Source organism: Arsenicicoccus dermatophilus (assembly GCF_046267915.1).
Classification (GTDB): Bacteria; Actinomycetota; Actinomycetes; order Actinomycetales; family Dermatophilaceae; genus Arsenicicoccus; species Arsenicicoccus dermatophilus_A.
The window spans coordinates 1,861,399-1,879,919 of sequence record NZ_CP176520.1 but is presented as its reverse complement, the minus strand read 5'-3'; the positions used below and the strand labels follow the sequence as shown (position 1 = coordinate 1,879,919).

At 73.7% G+C, this 18,521-nt stretch carries 22 protein-coding genes and 1 riboswitch; of the genes, 16 read left to right on the top strand and 6 right to left on the bottom strand.

Annotated elements, in window-relative coordinates; genetic code table 11:
* Positions 1-15 precede the first annotated feature (15 nt).
* Both ACK2IS_RS09105 and ACK2IS_RS09100 read right to left on the bottom strand, forming a co-directional pair.
* Positions 16-966 (bottom strand): ornithine cyclodeaminase family protein, encoded by a 951-nt coding sequence (locus tag ACK2IS_RS09105; protein WP_409483028.1) that lies wholly within the window; start codon positions 964-966, stop codon positions 16-18.
* Positions 967-1,086: 120 nt separating this feature from the next.
* On the bottom strand, positions 1,087-1,686 hold the full coding sequence (locus ACK2IS_RS09100) for a DUF2231 domain-containing protein (RefSeq protein WP_409483027.1): 600 nt from the start codon (positions 1,684-1,686) through the stop codon (positions 1,087-1,089).
* Positions 1,687-1,999: 313 nt separating this feature from the next.
* Between ACK2IS_RS09100 and ACK2IS_RS09095 the strand changes: the two genes are divergently transcribed.
* Together ACK2IS_RS09095 and ACK2IS_RS09090 are read left to right on the top strand one after the other, a co-directional pair.
* Positions 2,000-2,731 (top strand): tRNA-dependent cyclodipeptide synthase, encoded by a 732-nt coding sequence (locus ACK2IS_RS09095; protein ID WP_409483026.1) that lies wholly within the window; start codon positions 2,000-2,002, stop codon positions 2,729-2,731.
* A 10-nt stretch (positions 2,732-2,741) separates the two neighbouring features.
* Positions 2,742-3,749, top strand: coding sequence for an aldo/keto reductase family protein (locus ACK2IS_RS09090; protein WP_409483025.1), 1,008 nt, complete (start codon positions 2,742-2,744; stop codon positions 3,747-3,749).
* A gap of 101 nt (positions 3,750-3,850) precedes the next feature.
* On the opposite strand, the gene ACK2IS_RS09085 is transcribed toward ACK2IS_RS09090, so the two are convergent.
* Positions 3,851-5,302: an amino acid permease gene (locus ACK2IS_RS09085; RefSeq protein WP_409483024.1), complete on the bottom strand. Its 1,452-nt coding sequence runs from the start codon at positions 5,300-5,302 to the stop codon at positions 3,851-3,853.
* 210 nt (positions 5,303-5,512) lie between these two features.
* Complete coding sequence (locus tag ACK2IS_RS09080; RefSeq protein WP_409483023.1) at positions 5,513-5,803, bottom strand: hypothetical protein; 291 nt, start codon at positions 5,801-5,803, stop codon at positions 5,513-5,515.
* A 132-nt stretch (positions 5,804-5,935) separates the two neighbouring features.
* On the opposite strand from ACK2IS_RS09080, the gene ACK2IS_RS09075 reads away from it, so the two are divergent.
* From ACK2IS_RS09075 to ACK2IS_RS09055, 5 genes are all read left to right on the top strand, one after another.
* Positions 5,936-6,607 (top strand): DUF3800 domain-containing protein, encoded by a 672-nt coding sequence (locus ACK2IS_RS09075; RefSeq protein ID WP_409483022.1) that lies wholly within the window; start codon positions 5,936-5,938, stop codon positions 6,605-6,607.
* 128 nt (positions 6,608-6,735) lie between these two features.
* Positions 6,736-7,257: a DoxX family protein gene (locus ACK2IS_RS09070; RefSeq protein WP_409483021.1), complete on the top strand. Its 522-nt coding sequence runs from the start codon at positions 6,736-6,738 to the stop codon at positions 7,255-7,257.
* A gap of 90 nt (positions 7,258-7,347) precedes the next feature.
* Positions 7,348-7,851, top strand: coding sequence for a histidine phosphatase family protein (locus ACK2IS_RS09065; protein ID WP_409485651.1), 504 nt, complete (start codon positions 7,348-7,350; stop codon positions 7,849-7,851).
* Between the two features lie 58 nt (positions 7,852-7,909).
* Positions 7,910-8,083 carry a hypothetical protein gene (locus ACK2IS_RS09060; protein WP_409483020.1) on the top strand — a complete coding sequence of 58 codons (174 nt, stop codon included), beginning with the start codon at positions 7,910-7,912 and terminating at the stop codon, positions 8,081-8,083.
* A 168-nt stretch (positions 8,084-8,251) separates the two neighbouring features.
* Positions 8,252-9,559 carry a threonine/serine exporter ThrE family protein gene (locus ACK2IS_RS09055; RefSeq protein WP_409483019.1) on the top strand — a complete coding sequence of 436 codons (1,308 nt, stop codon included), beginning with the start codon at positions 8,252-8,254 and terminating at the stop codon, positions 9,557-9,559.
* Between the two features lie 6 nt (positions 9,560-9,565).
* Here the strand turns inward: ACK2IS_RS09055 and ACK2IS_RS09050 are convergent, their stop codons facing one another.
* Both ACK2IS_RS09050 and ACK2IS_RS09045 read right to left on the bottom strand, forming a co-directional pair.
* Entirely contained in the window at positions 9,566-10,243 is a 678-nt protein-coding gene (locus tag ACK2IS_RS09050; protein ID WP_409483018.1) for a hypothetical protein, read from the bottom strand.
* Positions 10,240-10,953: a PP2C family protein-serine/threonine phosphatase gene (locus tag ACK2IS_RS09045; RefSeq protein WP_409483017.1), complete on the bottom strand. Its 714-nt coding sequence runs from the start codon at positions 10,951-10,953 to the stop codon at positions 10,240-10,242. The genes ACK2IS_RS09050 and ACK2IS_RS09045 overlap by 4 nt, the downstream gene beginning before the upstream one ends.
* 122 nt (positions 10,954-11,075) lie before the next feature.
* Between ACK2IS_RS09045 and ACK2IS_RS09040 the strand changes: the two genes are divergently transcribed.
* From ACK2IS_RS09040 to ACK2IS_RS09000, 9 genes are all read left to right on the top strand, one after another.
* Positions 11,076-11,693 (top strand): CDP-alcohol phosphatidyltransferase family protein, encoded by a 618-nt coding sequence (locus ACK2IS_RS09040; RefSeq protein WP_409483016.1) that lies wholly within the window; start codon positions 11,076-11,078, stop codon positions 11,691-11,693.
* A gap of 1 nt (position 11,694) precedes the next feature.
* Entirely contained in the window at positions 11,695-12,639 is a 945-nt protein-coding gene (locus tag ACK2IS_RS09035) for a DUF881 domain-containing protein (protein WP_409483015.1), read from the top strand.
* Positions 12,636-12,968: a small basic family protein gene (locus ACK2IS_RS09030; RefSeq protein ID WP_241451433.1), complete on the top strand. Its 333-nt coding sequence runs from the start codon at positions 12,636-12,638 to the stop codon at positions 12,966-12,968. The genes ACK2IS_RS09035 and ACK2IS_RS09030 overlap by 4 nt, the downstream gene beginning before the upstream one ends.
* A gap of 1,433 nt (positions 12,969-14,401) precedes the next feature.
* A complete protein-coding gene (locus tag ACK2IS_RS09025) occupies positions 14,402-15,109 on the top strand; it encodes a DUF881 domain-containing protein (RefSeq protein ID WP_409483014.1) in 708 nt (235 codons plus the stop codon).
* A gap of 48 nt (positions 15,110-15,157) precedes the next feature.
* Positions 15,158-15,544: a glycine cleavage system protein GcvH gene (gcvH, locus tag ACK2IS_RS09020; protein WP_409483013.1), complete on the top strand. Its 387-nt coding sequence runs from the start codon at positions 15,158-15,160 to the stop codon at positions 15,542-15,544.
* 107 nt (positions 15,545-15,651) lie between these two features.
* On the top strand, positions 15,652-16,089 hold the full coding sequence (locus ACK2IS_RS09015) for an FHA domain-containing protein (RefSeq protein ID WP_409483012.1): 438 nt from the start codon (positions 15,652-15,654) through the stop codon (positions 16,087-16,089).
* Positions 16,089-16,790, top strand: coding sequence for a MerR family transcriptional regulator (locus ACK2IS_RS09010; RefSeq protein WP_409483011.1), 702 nt, complete (start codon positions 16,089-16,091; stop codon positions 16,788-16,790). The genes ACK2IS_RS09015 and ACK2IS_RS09010 overlap by 1 nt, the downstream gene beginning before the upstream one ends.
* 28 nt (positions 16,791-16,818) lie before the next feature.
* Positions 16,819-17,355, top strand: a complete 537-nt coding sequence (locus tag ACK2IS_RS09005) for a bifunctional nuclease family protein (RefSeq protein WP_409483010.1) — start codon at positions 16,819-16,821, stop codon at positions 17,353-17,355.
* Positions 17,356-17,611: 256 nt separating this feature from the next.
* On the top strand, positions 17,612-18,223 hold the full coding sequence (locus ACK2IS_RS09000; RefSeq protein WP_409483009.1) for a MerR family transcriptional regulator: 612 nt from the start codon (positions 17,612-17,614) through the stop codon (positions 18,221-18,223).
* 137 nt (positions 18,224-18,360) lie between these two features.
* Positions 18,361-18,492: riboswitch (glycine riboswitch) on the top strand.
* The last annotated feature ends 29 nt before the right edge of the window (positions 18,493-18,521 follow it).

Here is an 18,521-nt window from a genome sequence, read left to right as displayed (position 1 = left end):
GCGGCATACCGGCGATCAGCGGGGGAGCAGCCGCCCGATGCCGCGGCGGTCGGCCTCGTCGGCCACCCAGCCGGCGAGGACCAGGTCGCAGGCGCCGCTGCCGAGGTTCTGGCAGACGAGGCGACCCGCCGGGCGCGGCGCCCGGAGCGCGTCGCCCGTCCACCCGACGGCCGCCGGATAGTCCGGCGAGAGCTTGTCCGGCGCGACCGCGGCGAGCTGGTCGACGTCGTCGCTGACCAGCGTGGCGGTGCGGGCGAGGTCGGCGCCCACGGTGCTGGCATAGTCCAGGGGCAGGAGCAGCACGTCGTCGCGCACCCGGGCCGGGTCCAGCTCCTGGCCGCGCAGACCGATCGGCAGGCCGCTCACGACCGTGCCCGCGTCGGACACCGCGTCGTAGGGGTCGTCGACCAGCGTCACCGGCAGGTCGGGGACGTTCGCGGCGCACCACCGGCCCAGCTCCGCGCGCGCCGTCGCCCGCCGGCCGTAGACCCGCACCCGGGCGACCCCGAGGGCGGCGAGCACCGACAGGTGCGAGCGCGCCTGCACCCCCGTCCCCAGGAAGGCGACCGGGGCATCCAGGTCCGCGAGCCGCCGCACGCAGGCCCCGGTCACCGCGGCGGTCCGCAGGGCTGTCAGCGCCGCGGCGTCCAGGACCGCGCGGACCTCGCCGGTGCGGGCGTCGTTGACGATCATCAGGCCCTGGATGGCGGGGAGCCCGCGGGCGGGGTTGTCGGGCAGCACGGTCAGCCACTTGCACCCGACCAGGCCCTGGTCGGCCAGGCCGGCGGGCATGGCGTTGGCGAAGCCGCCGCCGGGCAGCGTGACGGCGGGCTTGGGCGGCACGTCCGCGCGTCGCCCGGCGAGGGCGACCAGGGCCTGCTCGGCCAGGTCGGTCGCGGTGACGGGGTCGGGCAGCAGGGCCGAGACCTCGTCGGCGGACAGGTGGCGCCAGGTCTGGTGCGACATGGGGCCAACCTATCGGTCCAGGGGTGGCCCGGGATCTGCTCGCGACGCCGCAGGAGCCGCACACCCGTGGGTCGGGGGTGCGGCTCCTCGGTCGTGGTCGGTATGGCGAACAGCGGTCCCTCAGCGGGCGTTGCGGGCCGCGTCCGGCGTGAACGACGGGTCGTGGGTGCCGACCTTGCGGGCGACGGCGAGGTGCCCGCCCAGGTAGCCCGCGACGCCGACGACCCCGAGGGCCGTCATCCCGAGCGCCGCGCCCAGGCGGTGGCGGCCGTCGCGGCGGGCGGACCAGGAGGCGAGCTGCAGCCCGGCGCCGACGGCGTTGGCGCCGGCGTGGATCACGCCCACCCGGCGGGAGGACTGGTCGGTCCCGGCATACTCCGCCCATCCGCTGAGCGCGGCGGGCACCGCCGCGAGCAGGCCCACCCCGGTGAGCAACCGGGCGCCGTCGCGGGCGGACTCGCCGCCGGCCAGGTCGAGCACGGCCGCGCTCGTCCAGGTGCCCATCGGCACCTCGATCAGCAGCGGGTGCAGGGCGTGGCCGAGCCAGGCGCCCCGCAGGGCGTCGCGGACGGCGGGGGAGGAGGTGACGGCCTCGGCGACACGGTCACCGAGGTCGACGACGGGGTCGAGGGCGGAGGCGTCCTCGAGGGCGCGCAGGGCCGGTGCCAGCGGGCTGCTCGGCTCCTGGTGGCGGACGTGGGGGCTGGGCGGCTGGATCATGGTGGGTTCTCCTCGGAGGGGGATCGACAGGTCAGGGGTCCTCGACATCGTCGCAGTCCGCCTCGACGACGTCGCGGACGCCGCCCGGTGCTCGGCCGGCGCTACCTCGCGGACCTGCGCCGTCTCGCGAGGGGGCCCTCGCGGCAGGTGACCGCGGTCGGTCGCCGGTGCCCGGAACGGCGGTCCGCCACCAGACACCTTGGCGCTCTCCGTGATGATTTGTCACACTTTGGGCGCAATGTGTTGAGTCGGTCGTGACCATCCCGTGACGATCGATTCATCCTCTCCCCGCCCCTACCCCGAGGAGCGAGCCATGACCGCCGTGGCTACCCCCGTCACCCCCGCCGCGACGCTCGACGGATTCGTCGCGACCCCCCTCACCCCCCGCTGCGCCCAGGTGGCCGACCTGGCCCGGCACGTGTGCCTGGGCATCAGCCCCTTCAACGGCTACTACACCCAGCCGCGCATCGACCTGCTCGTGCGCTGGGGGCTGGAGACCTATCCGTCGGTCAGCTTCTACGTCCCCGACCTGTCCCCCCAGCACACCTTCCGCGCGCTCGGGTATGCCGAGGGCAAGGCACGCACCAAGGCCCGACGCCAGGGCGCCTACGTCCTCAACAAGATCCGCACCGCCCTCGGCAAGGCGGGCGTGGAGGACCCCGAGCCCTACCTGCAGTGGAGCGAGCCGCTGGCCGCCAACGAGCAGTACCAGCGCCTCGCCCGCGAGGGACGGGAGCGCTTCGCCGACGACGCCGCCTTCCGTGCCGCGACGCTGGACACCTCCCGCTGGGTGCTTGCGGGCAAGATCCCGGACGGCGGCGAGCCGACCGCCGAGCAGGCCGAGCTGGCGGTGGAGTACTTCCTGGACGAGCTGCCGTTCTTCGTCGACACCCCGGCGATCGTGGGGGAGGGACCGTCGGTGTTCGTCTACCACCAGCCGGTGGACTACCTCGCCCGGCTCTACCGCCACGAGCTGAGCCTGGTCCCCTCCGAGCACCAGGGATTCCTCGTGCTCAGCACCCCGGAGCCGCAGCCCGAGGACTAAGGTCGCGGGCATGGAGTTTCGATACCTCGGCAACAGCGGACTGAAGATCTCGGAGATCACCTACGGCAACTGGCTGACCCACGGGTCGCAGGTCGAGAACGACACCGCCAAGGCCTGCGTGCGCGCCGCGCTCGACGAGGGGATCACCACCTTCGACACCGCCGACGTCTACGCCAACACCAAGGCCGAGACGGTCCTCGGCGAGGCGCTCAAGGGCGAGCGCCGCGAGTCCCTGGAGATCTTCACCAAGGTCTACTGGCCCACCGGCCCCGGCGGGCACAACGACTGCGGTCTGTCGCGTAAGCACGTCATGGAGTCGATCGACGGCTCGCTGCGGCGACTGCAGACCGACTACGTCGACCTCTACCAGGCGCACCGGTTCGACACCGAGACGCCGCTGGAGGAGACGATGCAGGCCTTCGCCGACGTCGTCCGCCAGGGCAAGGCGCTCTACATCGGCGTCAGCGAGTGGACCGCCGACCAGATCCGCCAGGGCCACGCGCTCGCCCAGCAGCTGGGCGTGCAGCTCATCTCGAGCCAGCCGCAGTACTCCATGCTGTGGCGCGTCATCGAGGGCGAGGTCGTCCCGGCGTGCGCGGAGCTCGGCATCTCCCAGATCGTGTGGAGCCCGATGGCCCAGGGCGTCCTGTCCGGCAAGTACCTCCCCGGTCAGCAGCCGGCCGAGGACACCCGCGCCGGCCACGCGCAGGCGGGTCAGTCGATGAAGGACCTGATGCGCGACGAGGTGCTCACCGCGGTGCAGGGCCTCAAGCCGGTCGCCGAGCAGGCGGGCCTGACCATGCCGCAGCTCGCCGTGGCCTGGGTCCTGCAGAACCCCAACGTCGCCGCCGCCCTGGTCGGCGCCTCGCGCCCCGAGCAGATCAAGGACAACGTCAAGGCCGCGGGCGTCCGCCTGGACGACGAGGTCATGAAGGCCGTCGACGAGGCCCTCGGCTCGGTCGTCCAGCGCGACCCCGCCCAGACCGCGGCGCGGGCCCCGCAGGAGCGCCCCTGCTGAGCGCCCGCTGATCCGGTCCACCAGGCCGTATGTCGCCGCCCCCGGTCACCTCCGCCAGGTGACCGGGGGCGGCGCCATACCTGCCGGCCGTCCAGGACGGGTCAGGCGTGCTCGCGGGTGGGCGCGGGGTTCGACGCCGGGTCCGGCCCGCGCCGCACCCGCAGCTCGAACAGGCCCAGCACCACCGCGAGCGTCAGCAGGGAGACGAGCAGCTGGGGGCGGGTCTGCGGCAGCAGGCCCATCGCCACGACCACCAGCACGAGCAGCGCGAGCGTGACGTAGGACAGCCACGGGAAGCCCCACATCGGCACCGCCGGGCGCGGCTCGCCGGCCGCCTGCCCGCGCCGTCGCAGCACGATCTGCGAGACCGCGATGGCGACGTAGACGAACAGGATGACGGCGCCGTAGGAGTTGATCAGGAAGGCGAAGACCACGTCGGGGGAGACGACGGCCGCCAGGACGGAGATCCAGCCGACGAGGGTGCCGGCGACGATCGCGCGTCGGGGGACGCCGCTGCGCGACACCCGCGCGAACCACGGCGGGGCATCGCCGAAACCGGTGAGGGCGTAGAGCATCCGCGATGCGGTGAACAGCGCGGAGTTCAGGCAGGAGAGCACGGCGGTCAGGATGAGCAGGTTCATCAGGGTCGACACGCCGGGTATGCCGAGGGTGCGCAGCGCGGCGGCGTACGGGGAGACGGCGATCTCGGGGTCGTCCCAGGCCCGCACGGCCACGACGACGAGGACCGACCCGACGTAGAACGTGACGACCCGCAGCACGATGGTGCGCATGGCCTTCTCGACGGCGCCGCGCGGGTCCTGCGACTCGGCGGCGGCGATGGTGACGATCTCGGCGCCGGTGTAGAACGCGACGCAGGGCACCACCGCGGTGACCACGGCGACCCACCCGTGCGGCGCGAAGCCGCCGTGCGACCACAGCCCCGACAGCCCCGGCGTGGACCGCGGCCACAGCCCGGTGATCCACAGCAGACCGGCGGCCAGGAAGAGCACGATCGCGACGACCTTGATCGAGCTGAACCAGTACTCGAACTCGCCGTAGCTGCGTGCCGAGACGAGGTTGGTGGCGGTGAGGGTCACCAGCAGCCCCAGCCCGAAGGCCCAGACCGGCACCTGGGGCCACCAGCCGGCGAGGATCCGCGCCCCGGCCACGGCCTCGACGGCGACCACGATGACGAAGAAGTACCAGTAGAGCCACCCGACGACGAATCCGCCTCGCGCGCCGAGGGCCTCGCGGGCGTAGACGTAGAAGGACCCCACCACCGGGCGGCTCACGGCCATCTCGGCGAGCATCCGCATCATCAGCACCGTGATCACGCCCGCGACGAGGAACGACACGATCGCGGCCGGACCGGCGTGCTGGATGACGACGCCGCTGCCCACGAACAGACCGGCGCCGATGACCCCGCCGAGCGCGATCAGGTCCAGGTGGCGGCGCTCCAGCCCCTGGCCGAGCCCGCTGCCGGACACCCCCTGTCCGGGCGGGGTGGACGGGGGACGGGTCCAGCGGGTGGCGCCACTCGTGACCTGAGCCATGAGGCCTCCTCGGTGCGGGGCCCTTCGGTGGTCCCGCCGTGGTCCGTCCTTCCTACCCCGTCACGGTGGGTGATGGGGGATTGACACGGAGGGCGGTGTCAGGCCGGATGCCGAACCGCCCCGCACCCCCGCTCGCTCCGCGCTCCCGCACGCTTGCACGTCGAGACGCCTCGGTCACGAGGGGACCGGGGCGTCTCGACATACCTGCGCTCAGGACCGCGAGCGCCGGCCCGGGTGCTCGGGGCCCTCGTCGCCGTGGACCGCGTCAGCCGCGTCCTCCTCGCTGATGAGCACGCCCGCGAGGGGGCTGCCGCCACCGGTGCCGGCGGCGGTGATCCCGTCCTCGGCGTCCTTCTCGGCCGGGGTCTGCCCGGCTGCGGGCGCGTCCGCGGGGATGGGGCCACCCTCGCTGGCGCCCTGGCGGGTCTGGCTGGCCTCGCCCTCCGCGACGCGGGACTCGGCGTTGTCCCGCTCGTCGATGGTCTGGTCCTGGTCGCTCATGGCTGCTCCTCGAGGTCGGGTCCGGTGGTGCGGGCCCACCCTCTCACGGGGTCACCGGGTCGCGGCCGATCGCCGGTGGGCCCCGTGTCGGTGGGGCCTGCTTGGATGGAGGCACATCGAAGGGAGCGGCGCATGCGCCTGGTCTACGTCGACGACTCGGGGGCCGAGATCTCCGGGATCGTGGCCTACAGCTGGGTCGAGCTCGTCGACGGCGACTGGTCGATCGCGCTCGGCCGGTGGCTGGACTGGCGGGACCTGCTGTGGGAGCGGCACCAGATCGGCAAGGCCGTGGAGATCCACTCGACGAGCTTCGTCAACGGCCGCGGTCGCCCGAGCCTGAACGACGAGTGGAATGCCTCCAAGGCCCGACGGCGCGCGGTCTTCGTCCAGGGCCTGGACGCGATCGCGGGCGCCGGCTGCCTGCGGGTCGGGACCGTCTATGCCCGCACCACCGGGCGTCGCGGGGACTACCGCGCGGAGCGGCTGCGGGTCTACGGCGAGCTCGTGAGCGTGCTGGACGGACACCTCGCCGGCGCCGGGGAGCTCGGGATCGTGGTGATGGACGGCGACGGCACCGACACGGGCTATCTCGGGGCGCACCGGGCGCTGCGGCTGCGGACCCGGCGGATCGTGGAGGACCCGATGTTCCAGCACAGCTCGCGCAGCCAGTGGTTGCAGATGGCCGACATGGTCGCCTACTCGGCCTACCAGGAGATCCTGCAGGAGCCGGCCAAGGCCTTCGCGCACGGGTGGTATTCCCGGCTGCGGGAGATCGACGTGCTCGGTGGGCCCCTGGCCGTATGACGCCAGCGCGGCCGGGCGGCGGGCGCAGGGGAGGGGCCGCCCCGACTCGTGGCTTAGGGTGACCTCTTCAGCACGCCTGGTCCTCCCTCGAGTCCGACCAGGCGTCACCCGCAGCCGCAAGGAGCCTCATGTCTGTCGTCCGTCGTCTCGCCCGCCCCATGCTCGCCGCGATCTACGTCACCGGCGGCATCGGCCACTTCAAGGGCCTGGAGCACCACGTCCAGCTCGGCCGGCCGATCCTCGAGCCGGTGCGCACCACGGTCACGGACCTCACCGGCGTCGAGCTGTCCGACGAGCTGCTCGTCAAGGCCAGCGGCGCCGCGATGGTGGGCGCCGGCACGCTGTTCGCCCTCGGTCGGCTCCCGCGCCTGTCCAGCGCCGTGCTCGCCGCCACCATGGTGCCGACCACCCTCGCGGGGCACGCGTTCTGGAAGGAGACCGACCCGCAGGCCCGCCAGATGCAGCAGATCCAGTTCTACAAGAACCTCGGCCTGGCCGGTGGCGCCCTGCTCGGCATGGTCGACACCGAGGGCAAGCCCGGTCTGAAGCACCGCGCCCGCACCCAGGCCACCCTGACCCGCCGCGAGCTCAAGGCGCTGGCCGCCCAGGCCGCGCTCGAGGCCCGGCTGGCGGCCGCCAAGGCCCGCTGACCCTCCCGGGAGCGGGGTGGCCTCGCCGGAGGCCACCCCGCCCCACGAGCGGCCTGCTCCGCCTGAGGTGACCGACCCTCTTGCCGGGTCCTGACCGGATCCCCGGCTCCAGGCTCCACCCGCGCGTGCGGACGCTCCTGCCGGGCGGCGCGGCAGACGGTGGACCTCATCGCGGGCGTGGTCGGCTCCCCGGTGACGGTCGACCGCGACCTGCAGGAGAGGTCGTACGGAGAGGCCGAGGGCAGACCTCACGCCTGGCTCTGCGAACGCTCCCGGCCGCTGCCCGGGGTCGGGGAAAGGCTCCACCACGACGAGGGTCTCGCCGGCGCGGAGACGAGGTGGCAGCTGGCGCAACGGGCCCACCGGTCCATGGAGCGGTTGCTGAGCTCGGACGCGCAGCACCAGATCGTCGTCACGCACAGCGGCACGGTCACCTTCCTGATCGCCGCCTGGATCGGCGTACCCCTCGTGTCCGCCGGCCGCGCGGACTTCCCCGTCCGCGCGGGGAGCATCACCTGGTTGCGGAGGGACCCGGACAGCCACACCCACCAGGTCTGCCGCCTGGACGACCTCAACCACCTCGACCCGGCCTGATCCGGCGCGACGCCCGCCGGGTGCAGTGGATCGCGTCCGCCTCGCTGCAACGGCGGCCGTGGCCGGAGCGCCGCTGTTCGTCTACGACGCGTTGCAGGACGTCGTCACCTCGCGGGGATCGGCCGAGGACATCGCGGCCGCCGTCGTCATGGGGCTCGTCGTCGAGCTGCCTGCGGCGGCGGTCCTGATCTGGATCGGGCTCCAGGGATGGCGTCCCGGGCGACCGACCTGAGCGGGGGTCGGGGGTCGGCATACCCGCGCAAAAAAGCTGGACCCGTTTCCCTGCGTGCGCAGGACGGGTCCGCACGCCCAGGGTAGCCCCGACCAGCTGCTCCGGCAACCCCCCGGCCGGGAGCCAGGTGGCCCCGCCGCCCAGTCACGCACGGTAGCCTGGGGCCTCGTGCCGACCCACGCCGCCGCCCCCGCCCCGGACGAGCGCCAGACCCGACGCCTGCTCGTCTACCTCGCCGTGGCCCTGATCGCCGGGGGCATGCCCGTCCATGAGGTCGAGGCCGACGTCCGGCGTGCCGCCCGCCGCCTCGGCCACGCCGGCTGCCAGGTGCAGGCGCTGCCGACCGGCGTGGTCCTGTCGCTGGGGTACGGCTCGCCCGCGACCTTCGAGTCGGTGGAGGGACCGCTTCGCCTGGACCAGAGCGCCGAGGTCAACGCCATCCAGCGCGGGGTCGAGGACGGGGACCTGGACGCGACGCAGGCGCTGGAGCAGCTGGTGGCGATGCGGGCCCGGCCGCACCGCTACGACGTCCAGGGGATGTATGTCGGCGGGGCGCTCGTCGCCGCCGGCATCGCGATGATCCTGCAGCCCTCCCTGCGCAGCGTGGTGTTCTCGGTGCTGTGCAGCCCCCTCGTGGTGCTGCTCATGCGCTTCAGCTCGCGGCACCGCCTCGCGTCGATGATCTTTCCCTGCGTCGCGGCTTTCTGCGTGAGCCTGGGTGCCTTCTGGGCCGCCCAGCACGGCCTGCTCACCGGTCCCCTGCGCAGCCTGCTGCCGCCGCTCGCGGTCCTGCTGCCGGGCGGGCTGCTCGTGACCGGCCTGTCCGAGCTCGCGGCGGGGGAGATGGTGGCAGGGTCCTCACGCCTGATCTTCGGGGCGACGCAGGTGCTGCTGTTCTCCCTCGGCGTCGGCGCCGCCGCGGTGCTGCTGTCCGCCGACAGCACGATGCTGCTGAACGTGCGCGCCGACGACCTGGGCTGGTGGGCCGCGATCCTCGGCCTGCTGCTGCTGACCAGCGGGATGAGCCTGATGGAGTCGATCCCGCCGCACCTGGTGCCGTGGGTCCTCGCGATCCTGTCCATCACCTTCGGCGGGCAGGTGCTGGGCCAGGTCCTCGTGCCCAGCCCGTGGTTCGGCGCGCTGCTCGGCGCCATCGCCGCGAGCTTCGGCGCCCAGGTGGTGGAGGCGCTGCGGCCCGCCCTGCCGAGGCTCGTGGTCTTCCTGCCGAGCTTCTGGCTGCTGGTGCCCGGCTCGCTCGGGGTCATGTCCGTGACCCAGCTCGGCCTGGAGCCGGACCTCGCCGGGCCGACCCTGGGCCTGTCGATCAGCGTCCTGTGCGCCATCGCCATCGGGCTGGTCCTCGGGTCGAGCGCGGCGGCCGTGCTGATGCGCGTGGGACAGGCCTCGCGCCGGGGTCTGCGGACCACGACCGAGCTGCGCGACCGGCTGACCCGGTGGCCGATGGCGGGTCGCTGAGCGCGCTCAGTCCGCCGTGAGGGCGAGGACCCGGGCCGGGTCCTGCGCGGTGGTCACGTCGCCGCCGACGGCGCGCACCTCGAACGACACCCGGCAGCCGCCCTCCGAGGCCGGGTCGCCGGCCTCGAGCAACGGGGTGCCGACCTCCACCCGCTGCCCCGGCCGCACGAGCAGCCGGCGCGCGTGCCCCAGGACGACGTCAGCCGCGGGGGTGCCGGTGCGCACCCGCAGCGCGTTCGGGCCGTATGCCGGGCCCGGGGTCGTCGGCGTCGCGGGGTCCAGCACCACGCCGTCCACGCCGGACGTCACGACCGTGCCGCACGCCATCGCGATCTCCGTGCCGTGCCGGAATCCCTGGGTGCCGGGGCAGCGCGGGTCGTGCGGGCGGCCGCCGACGTCGGTGCACCCGTGACGCGCCACGACCGGCCACTCGTCACGCCACCACGCGGAGCGCCACCGGGGCGGACCCGCCCGCCCGACCGAGGAGCTCGCCACCCCGGCACCCGTGGGCGCAGGCGGGGCGTCGGGCTGGTGCACCTGAGGCAGCTGGTCGTCGCGGGCCGACGGCGGGACGTCACCCGGGAGGGTCACCTGCAGCGTGGACGGCCGGACGTCCGGCTGCGTCGGGCCGCACCCGCCCAGCACGGCGGCGAGCGCCACGAGCAGGGCGACCGTGCGCCTCACAGGTCCACGACCACCACGGTGACGTTGTCCCTGCCCCCCGCGTCGAGCGCGGCATGGACGAGGGCGCGAGCAGCGGTCCCGGGGTCTGCCTCACCGAGCAGCCCACCGATGGTGTCCGCGGACAGCTCGCCGTTGAGCCCGTCCGAGCACAGGAGCAGCCGACCCCGCGCCGGGACGCTGACGGCGTCCGGGGTGGCGTCGATGTCGCTGTCCCCGCTGAGGGCGCGCGTCAGGCGGTACTGCCCGGGGTGGGTGCGAGCCTGCTCGGCGTCGATCATGCCCAGCGCGAGCATCTCCTCGGCGACGTTGTGGTCGGTGGTCAGCAGCTGCAGCCGGTCGTCGTCGAGCAGGTACGCCCGGCTGTCGCCCACCCAGGCCACCGCCAGCTCCTCGCCCCGGCGCGCGGCCGTCACCAGCGTCGTCCCCATGCCCGCGTCCTGCGGCGAGGCGCGCACGTGGTCCAGCAGCGCGCCCCGGGCGCCCACGACCGCGTCGCGCAGCTGCTCGACGAGGGCCCGGTCCGGCGCCATCTCGGTCAGGGACCGGACCACCGAGTCCACCGCCACCCGGCTGGCGACCTCGCCGCTGGCGTGACCACCCATCCCGTCGGCCACGATCCAGAGGTCGTCGTGGGTGGCGTAGCAGTCCTCGTTGTGGTCGCTGACCCGACCCCGGTCGGACAGGGCAGCAAGGCGCGCGGACGTCGTCATACGCCGCATCCTGCCACGAGCGCCCCCGGCATGGCCGGACCTGCGGACTTCCAGGACCCCGGGGGCGTCCACCCCCGCGGGCCGGTCCACGGGGACGGTGCATCGCGCCCTAGCCTGGTCCCGTGGTGGACCGGAGCGAGCACGAGCAGGCCGACGAGCGGGGACCGCTGCCCGACGACCGGGTGCTCACGGTGCCCAACCTGCTGAGCGGACTGCGCATCCTCCTGGTCCCGGTCTTCCTGTGGTTGCTCCTGGTCCGGCGCGCCGACACCGCGGCGTCCTGGGTCCTCGTGGGCTCCGGTCTGACGGACTGGCTGGACGGCGTGGTCGCTCGTCGCTACGGTCAGGTCTCGCGGCTGGGGCTGGTCCTCGACCCGATCGCCGACCGACTCCTCGTCGTCTCGACCCTCCTCGGTCTGCTGCTCCGCGACCTCGTGCCCTGGTGGCTCGTCGCCGCGCTCGTGGCACGAGACCTGTGGGGTGTCGCAGAGCTGATCCGGCTGCGGCGGCACGGCCTGAGCTCCTTGCCGGTGACCTTCCTGGGCAAGGCAGCGACCTGCGCCTTGCTGGTGGCCTTCCCGCTGCTCCTGATCGGGGCGGGGGAGGGACTGCCGCAGCGGGGTGCTCTCGTGATGGGATGGGCCTTCGCGTGGTGGGGCCTGGGGCTGTACTGGCTCTCCGCGATCATGTATGACATCCAGGCGCAGCAGGTGGTGCGCGAACTCGGGGAGGAGCGCTGACATGCCGGCCACGTCGCAGCGTCCGCGTCGCCCGGACGAGTCCATGACTCTCCTCACCGAGATGATGAAGCGGCCCCTGGACCCGGCGTACGCCGCGGAGGCGGACCGCCGCCAGTCCGCCGGCCTGTCCCGCACGCCTCACGGGGTGACGCCCCGGGTGACGGTCGTGATGTTCCTCATCGGCCTGCTCATGGCCGGGGCGGCCACGGCCTTGCGGCAGCCCAAGGCCACCGTCGTCCAGCAGCGCTCGGCCCTCATCGGGCAGATCGAGCGTCGCCAGCGCGACGGCGACGCCATGGAGGCGCAGATCGCAGCCTGGGAGGCCGAGATCGCCGCCGCCCAGCGCCGTGCCCTCGACACCGGGGCGCAGCGCGACCTGGCCGGCCGGCTCGGTGCGGCCGAGATGGCCGCCGCCGCGACCGCCGTCTCCGGACCCGGCATCACCGTGACCGTCGACGACTCCCGGGACGCCGGTGCCACGCCGTCGGACACCGACGAGCCGGACCAGGGCCGCGTGCAGTCCGGGGACCTCCAGGCCGTCGTCAACGGGTTGTGGCAGGCCGGGGCCGAGGCCATCGACATCAACGGCAACCGCCTCACGGCCACCTCGGCGGTCCGGTTCGCCGGGGAGGCGATCCTGGTCGACTACCGACCCCTCACCCGGCCCTACCTCATCCACGCCATCGGTGACGCGGAGTCGCTGCGCTCCCGCTTCCCCCAGACGGAGGGCGGCCGTCTGCTCAAGCAGCTCGACGACCAGGTCGGCATCCGGCACACGGTCGTCGAGGAGCGCTCGCTGGGCATGAACGGCGATTCCTCCATCACCTTGCGCTATGCGCGCCCCGTCCAGCCGCTGGCGCGGCCGACGAGCACACCCGCCCCCGGCAGGACGTCCCGCACGGGGACGCCCGCCGCCACCACCCGCACGTCGGAGGTCCACCCGTGATCCCTGCCCTCGGTCTCCTGATCGGCATCGCGGTCGGGGTCTTCCTCGATCCAGCCGTCCCCCCGTGGCTCCAGCCCTATCTGCCGATCGCGGTGATCGCCGCCCTGGACGCGGTGTTCGGCGGGGTGCGCGCCGTGCTCGACGGGATCTTCAACGACCGCGTGTTCGTGATCTCCTTCCTGTCCAACGTGGTCGTCGCCGCCCTCATCGTGTTCCTCGGTGATCAGCTCGGGGTCGGCGCGCAGCTGTCCACCGGCGTGGTCGTGGTGCTGGGCGTCCGCATCTTCTCCAACGTCGCGTCCATCCGCCGACACCTCTTCCACGCATGAGGAGCCGCAAGAACCCCGCATCGCGGCGGCCCCGCCCGGGGGAGCAGGCGGCGGACGGCAGCGGTATGCCGACGTCTGGTCGCCCCGCCTCGACCGCTGCCCACGAGGAGGAGACCCAGCCGGTCCCGTCGTCGTCCGCCCCGACGGAGCCCCTGCCCGTCCAGCCGGGCCAGCAGGAGCAGGCTCGGGCGGAACCAGGTCGGGCGGGGCAGGCTCGGGCGGGGCAGCACGACGCCGCCCCGTCTGCCGGGCAGACCCGGCCGAACCGGGAGGCCCGGCAGTCTGGCGACGCCCAGGTCGCCGAGGAGGCGGGCAACGCCGAGACGCCTCTCCCGGGGCGTCAGGTCACGCCCGGGAAGACGCGCGCGCGGGGTCTCGCCGCAGCGCTGCAGCACGCGACCAGCCGGGCGCACCGGGTGACGTCCGCGGCTGCGCCCTCAGCAGCACCTCTGTCCACCCCGGCGGAGGCTGCGTCCGCGCAGGACGACGCCTCGCCGCGGCGGGCGACCCCACCGGCCGGTGACGTCGCGGCAGGCACGGGCCTGGCGCACCCGCCCGCCGATTCCCAGCCCACCCCAGCGCGGCCGGGGGACCGGGCCCGGGACGGTGCCGCTGGCCAGCTCGCCAAGGTCGGGCAGGCTGTCAGGGCGGCCCAACCGTCGCCCGCCGCGGTCCGGCGCGAGCAGGCCGCGCCGCGGGACGTCGAGACCGCTCAGGACGACGCGACCGCGCGGTCCACGGCGCCCCCGGCCCCGACGGACGCTGCCGCTCACGGCGAGGCGCCGGAGACCAAGACCCTGGGTGCCCCTGCTCACTCGGTCTCGGCGGACGCCGGAACCGGTGCCGCAGCGGGTGCCGTCGGAGGGAGGACGAGTCCTGCGGCGCCGGAGCGCGCGTCGGCCGGGCCTGCCAAGGACGGAGCTGCGTCGGCCGGGCCTGCCAAGGACGGAGCTGCGTCGGCCGGGCCTGCCAAGGACGGAGCTGCGTCGGCCGGGCCTGCCAAGGACGGAGCTGCGTCGGCCGGACCGGCGAAGGCTCGTCCCGCGCAGACCGACCCGGCGAAGGCTCGCCGGACGACGCCTCCGGTGGCGCCGGCACGACCCGATCCGGCCGCCGCCCCGGTCACGGCGGCCGCCTCGGCCCCGGCCCCTGCCTCGGCGACGGTCCCGGCCGTGTCCACCCCTGGGGCCTCCACCCCTGGGGCCTCCACCCCTGGGGCCTCCACCCCTGGGGCCTCCACCCCTGGGGCCTCCACCCCTGGAACGGCGACGCCCGCGCGCCCGGCGCCCCCGACGGACCTAGGAGCGACCGCTGCGCAGGAGGGGTCCGACGTGCCCCTCACCGACACCCGGACCCCCGTGGACGCCGCTCCAGGGGCGGCTGACGGGCCGTCGCGTCCCGCTCAGCGCGGATCCTGGTCCCGCCTGGCTCGGATGGGGCGTCCGCGCCTCACCAGGGCCAACCTCGCAGCCACCGGACTGGCCCTGCTCCTCGGCTTCGCGCTGGCGACCCAGGTGCAGTCCCAGAGCCGACGTGGGCTGGAGACCCTGCGCACCACCGACCTCGTACGCATCCTGGACGACCAGAACTCCCGGGCGGACCGGCTGGACGCAGACGCGCGCAAGCTGCAGGCGACGCGGGACGAGCTCGTCAACGGTTCGCAGCGGGACGAGTCCGCCGTCCAGGCCGCCAAGGAACGCCTCGACACCCTCTCCATGCTCGCGGGCACCGCTGCGGCGACCGGCCCCGGCGTCACGGTGACGGTCACCGACCCCAAGGGCAAGGTCGACGGGTCCCGGATCATGGATGCCGTGCAGGAGCTGCGCGACGCGGGCGCCGAGGCCATCCAGGTCGGCTCCACCCGCGTCGTCGCCAGCACCTGGTTCGGCGGGTCGGGAGGGGACGTGCAGGCTTCTGGGACCAAGCTCTCCTCCCCATACGTCATCAAGGCGATCGGGGACCCGGCGACGATGGACGCGGCCATGAGGATCCCCGGCGGGGTCGTCGAGAGCATGAAGCAGGAGGGTGCGGTGGCGACGGTCGCCCGTGCCGCTACGATCACCGTGGACGCGTTGGCGACGCCGACGCAGCCGCACCACGCTCAACCCGTGCCGGCCCCGACGACGGGGCGTGCTCCCTAGGGAGGACCCGTCGCCGCCGGACGCCATCCGACCCACACAAGGAGCGACATGTCGGAGCTGACCTACCCCGAGAACCTGCGCTACACCCCGGAGCACGAGTGGATCGCCGTCGACGGCGACCAGGCCAAGGTGGGTGTGACGGCCTACGCGCAGGACGCGCTGGGTGACGTCGTCTACGTGAGCCTGCCTTCCGTGGGTGACACCGTTGCCGCGGGCGAGTCCTGCGGCGAGGTGGAGTCCACCAAGTCGGTCTCCGACCTGTACTCCCCGGTCTCCGGCGAGGTCGTCGCGGTCAACGAGGAGCTGGACAGCACCCCCGAGACCGTCAACTCCGACCCCTACGAGGCCGGCTGGATGTTCACCGTCAAGGTGTCCGACCCCGCCGAGCTCGACAAGCTGATGGACGTGGAGGCCTACAAGGCCCAGCTCGGCTGACCGATAGTCTGGTGCCCGAGGCGCAATTCTCGTACGGTGTCACCCGCGGCTGCCCTCACCCTCGTGGGTGACCCGGGTGACACCGTCGACCTAGGAGGGACTCCCTGATGAGCAACCCGAGCCACTTCGAGGGGCCGACCACCCAGCAGTTCCACAGGGTCGGGTCTGAGCCGCTCGACGTCCTGCCCGACGTCGAGCGCGGCCTCACCACGCAGGACCAGGCGACCGTCGACGCCCTCCGGCCCGGCACGGCGCTGCTCGTCGTGCTGCGCGGCCCCAACACCGGTGCCCGCTTCCTGCTCGACGCCGACGAGGTGAGCGCCGGACGCCACCCCGACAGCGACATCTTCCTCGACGACGTCACCGTCTCCCGTCGGCACGCAGTCTTCGTGCGCGTGGGTGACACCTTCGAGGTGCGCGACGCGGGCTCGCTCAACGGCACCTACGTCAACCGCGAGCGCAGCGACGCCGGCCGTCTCCAGGCTGGCGACGAGGTGCAGATCGGCAAGTTCCGCCTGGTGTTCTACGCCCCGTCCTCCCACTGATGGGGTCGGACGCCCAGCCTGCACGGACGCTCACCATCGGGGCTGTCGTCGCCGAGCTGGCGGACGACTTCCCGGACCTGACCATCAGCAAGGTGCGATTCCTGGAGTCCAAGGGGCTGGTCGCCCCGGAGCGGCGGCCGTCGGGTTATCGCGTCTTCCGGTCACAGGACGTGGAGCGGTTGCGCTACGTCCTCGCGGCGCAGCGCGACCGCTTCTGGCCGTTGGAGGTCATCAAGGACGCGCTCGAGGCCATGGACCGGGGGGAGACGTCGGGCGCGGCGGGTGAGGACGGCCTGACCACGGCGCCCGACCCCGCGGGCGGTGACCGGCTCGACGTGCTGGTCGTCCCCGGCGGCGCCGGTCTGCGGCTCAACGCACGCGAGCTGTGCCGGGCGGCCGCCATCACCCAGGCGACGCTGGAGGACCTGATCGGCTACGGGTTGGTGCGCGCGACCTCCGCCGGCCGGTACGACGAGAACGACCTCGCCGTCGCCCGCGCCGCGAGCCGCCTGGCGACCTACGGGCTCGAGGCGCGACACCTGAGATCCTTCCGCACCGCCGCGGACCGGGAGATCGCCCTCGTCGAGCAGGTCCGCGGACCGGCCTCGCGACGGGGGACGCAGGAGGATCCCACCGCGGAGATCCTCGGTGCCTGCCTGTCCCTGCACGCCGCGCTGGTGCGCGGCGGCTTGACCCCCTGAGGCGAGGTCCGGACGGTACGGTGGCCGGGTGAAGCCGCTAGAGGTGCTCGGGGTCCGGGTCGAGATGCCGACCAACAAGCCCATCGTGCTGCTCAAGGAGACCGGGGGCAGGCGATACCTGCCGATCTGGATCGGCGCGGCCGAGGCCAGTGCCATCGCCTACGCCCAGCAGGGGGTCGAGCCGCCCCGACCCCTCACCCACGACCTGTTCGTCACCACCATCGGGGCGCTGGGACGCACCTTGAGCCGGGTGGTGATCGCCTCTCTGCAGGACAGCTACTTCCACGCGACGCTGGTCTTCGACGACGGCACCGAGGTCGACGCCCGGTCCTCCGACGCGATCGCGCTGGCGCTGCGGTCCGGCGCCGAGGTGGTGACCACCGAGGCGCTGCTCGCCGACGCCGGCGTGCTGCTCTCCGAGGAGGAGGACAGCGACGACCAGGGCGGCGAGGGAGCACCCGGCCGCGCCGAGGACGAGCTGGAACGTTTCCGCGAGTTCCTGGACCAGGTAAGTGCGGAGGACTTCGAGGGCTTGGAGGGTCAGGGCCCGCGCGAGGCCCTCTGACCCGTCCGGCGGTGCACCGCCGCCCCAGGACGCCCGAACGGGTGGATCGACGGGGCGTCCGAGTTGTCCGGCCCCGTCCGATGGTGTCCGGTTGCCACGCGGACCTGCTGGTCAGAGTGCCTGCGACACGCCTGCGGCAGGGGGGCCGTGGTGATTGACGCCCCACCGACCGGGCCGTACCGTCGAGACGACGTTCGGCCCGGACCCGCGATCCTCGCGGTGCCGCTCCAGGGCCGCGGAGCGCGAGGGAGGGATCGTGGGCCCGGAGCACATCGACAGGCTCGTCGATCCGGTGCTGCCGAGCACCCGACCTGCGCAGGGCCTGCTCTTCGACGACGACCTGCCCGACCTGTCCGACGACGTCGGGTATCGCGGGCCCACCGCCTGCAAGGCCGCAGGCATCACCTACCGGCAGCTCGACTACTGGGCCCGCACCGGTCTCGTCGAGCCCTCCGTGCGCGGCGCCACGGGCTCCGGCACCCAGCGACTGTACGGCTTCCGCGACATCCTCGTGCTCAAGGTGGTCAAGCGGCTGCTCGACACCGGGGTCTCCCTCCAGCAGATCCGGGTCGCCATCGACACGCTGCGCGAACGGGGCGTGGAGGACCTGGCGCAGATCACCTTGATGAGCGACGGCGCCTCGGTCTACGAGTGCACCTCGGCGGACGAGGTCATCGACCTGGTCCAGGGCGGGCAGGGCGTCTTCGGGATCGCGGTGGGTCGGGTCTGGCGCGAGATCGAGGGCGAGCTCGCGGCGCTGCCCTCGGAGCGCTACGAGGACGAGGACGTCGACGGGGCGACCGCCGCGGTCAAGGCCTTCCCCGGCGACGAGCTCGGCGCCCGCCGCCGCGCCCGCCACGCCGGCTGAGCCGCGCCCACGAGCACGGCGCGCTCACCGTGACCGTCGCCTCGGACCGGCATCCGGGCTGCATCGGCACGACCCCCGACCGGCGTGCCCCTGGCCGGACCGGGTGGCTGCGGCCCCTGCTAGGGTTGGCCTGCTGATCACCTCACGTGGGAGAGCTCCCGCGACGTGAGGTCGTCCCGGTCGCAGCGCCGCGGGGGACCGACCGTCGGCAGGACGCCGAAGGGGCAAGATCCCCGTAACCTCTCAGGCACCCGGACCACGTGGGCAGGCATCTTGGAGGCGCGGTCCCACCTGTGCC

What these genes read in the sequence shown, in the direction of transcription:
- ACK2IS_RS09105 (WP_409483028.1), bottom strand. Translation starts at nt 966, where the DNA reads ATGTCGCACCAGACCTGGCGCCACCTGTCCGCCGACGAGGTCTCGGCC.
- ACK2IS_RS09100 (WP_409483027.1), bottom strand. Translation starts at nt 1,686, where the DNA reads ATGATCCAGCCGCCCAGCCCCCACGTCCGCCACCAGGAGCCGAGCAGC.
- ACK2IS_RS09095 (WP_409483026.1), top strand. Translation starts at nt 2,000, where the DNA reads ATGACCGCCGTGGCTACCCCCGTCACCCCCGCCGCGACGCTCGACGGA.
- ACK2IS_RS09090 (WP_409483025.1), top strand. Translation starts at nt 2,742, where the DNA reads ATGGAGTTTCGATACCTCGGCAACAGCGGACTGAAGATCTCGGAGATC.
- ACK2IS_RS09085 (WP_409483024.1), bottom strand. Translation starts at nt 5,302, where the DNA reads ATGGCTCAGGTCACGAGTGGCGCCACCCGCTGGACCCGTCCCCCGTCC.
- ACK2IS_RS09080 (WP_409483023.1), bottom strand. Translation starts at nt 5,803, where the DNA reads ATGAGCGACCAGGACCAGACCATCGACGAGCGGGACAACGCCGAGTCC.
- ACK2IS_RS09075 (WP_409483022.1), top strand. Translation starts at nt 5,936, where the DNA reads ATGCGCCTGGTCTACGTCGACGACTCGGGGGCCGAGATCTCCGGGATC.
- ACK2IS_RS09070 (WP_409483021.1), top strand. Translation starts at nt 6,736, where the DNA reads ATGTCTGTCGTCCGTCGTCTCGCCCGCCCCATGCTCGCCGCGATCTAC.
- ACK2IS_RS09045 (WP_409483017.1), bottom strand. Translation starts at nt 10,953, where the DNA reads ATGACGACGTCCGCGCGCCTTGCTGCCCTGTCCGACCGGGGTCGGGTC.
- ACK2IS_RS09035 (WP_409483015.1), top strand. Translation starts at nt 11,695, where the DNA reads ATGCCGGCCACGTCGCAGCGTCCGCGTCGCCCGGACGAGTCCATGACT.
- ACK2IS_RS09025 (WP_409483014.1), top strand. Translation starts at nt 14,402, where the DNA reads ATGGGGCGTCCGCGCCTCACCAGGGCCAACCTCGCAGCCACCGGACTG.
- gcvH (WP_409483013.1), top strand. Translation starts at nt 15,158, where the DNA reads ATGTCGGAGCTGACCTACCCCGAGAACCTGCGCTACACCCCGGAGCAC.
- ACK2IS_RS09015 (WP_409483012.1), top strand. Translation starts at nt 15,652, where the DNA reads ATGAGCAACCCGAGCCACTTCGAGGGGCCGACCACCCAGCAGTTCCAC.
- ACK2IS_RS09010 (WP_409483011.1), top strand. Translation starts at nt 16,089, where the DNA reads ATGGGGTCGGACGCCCAGCCTGCACGGACGCTCACCATCGGGGCTGTC.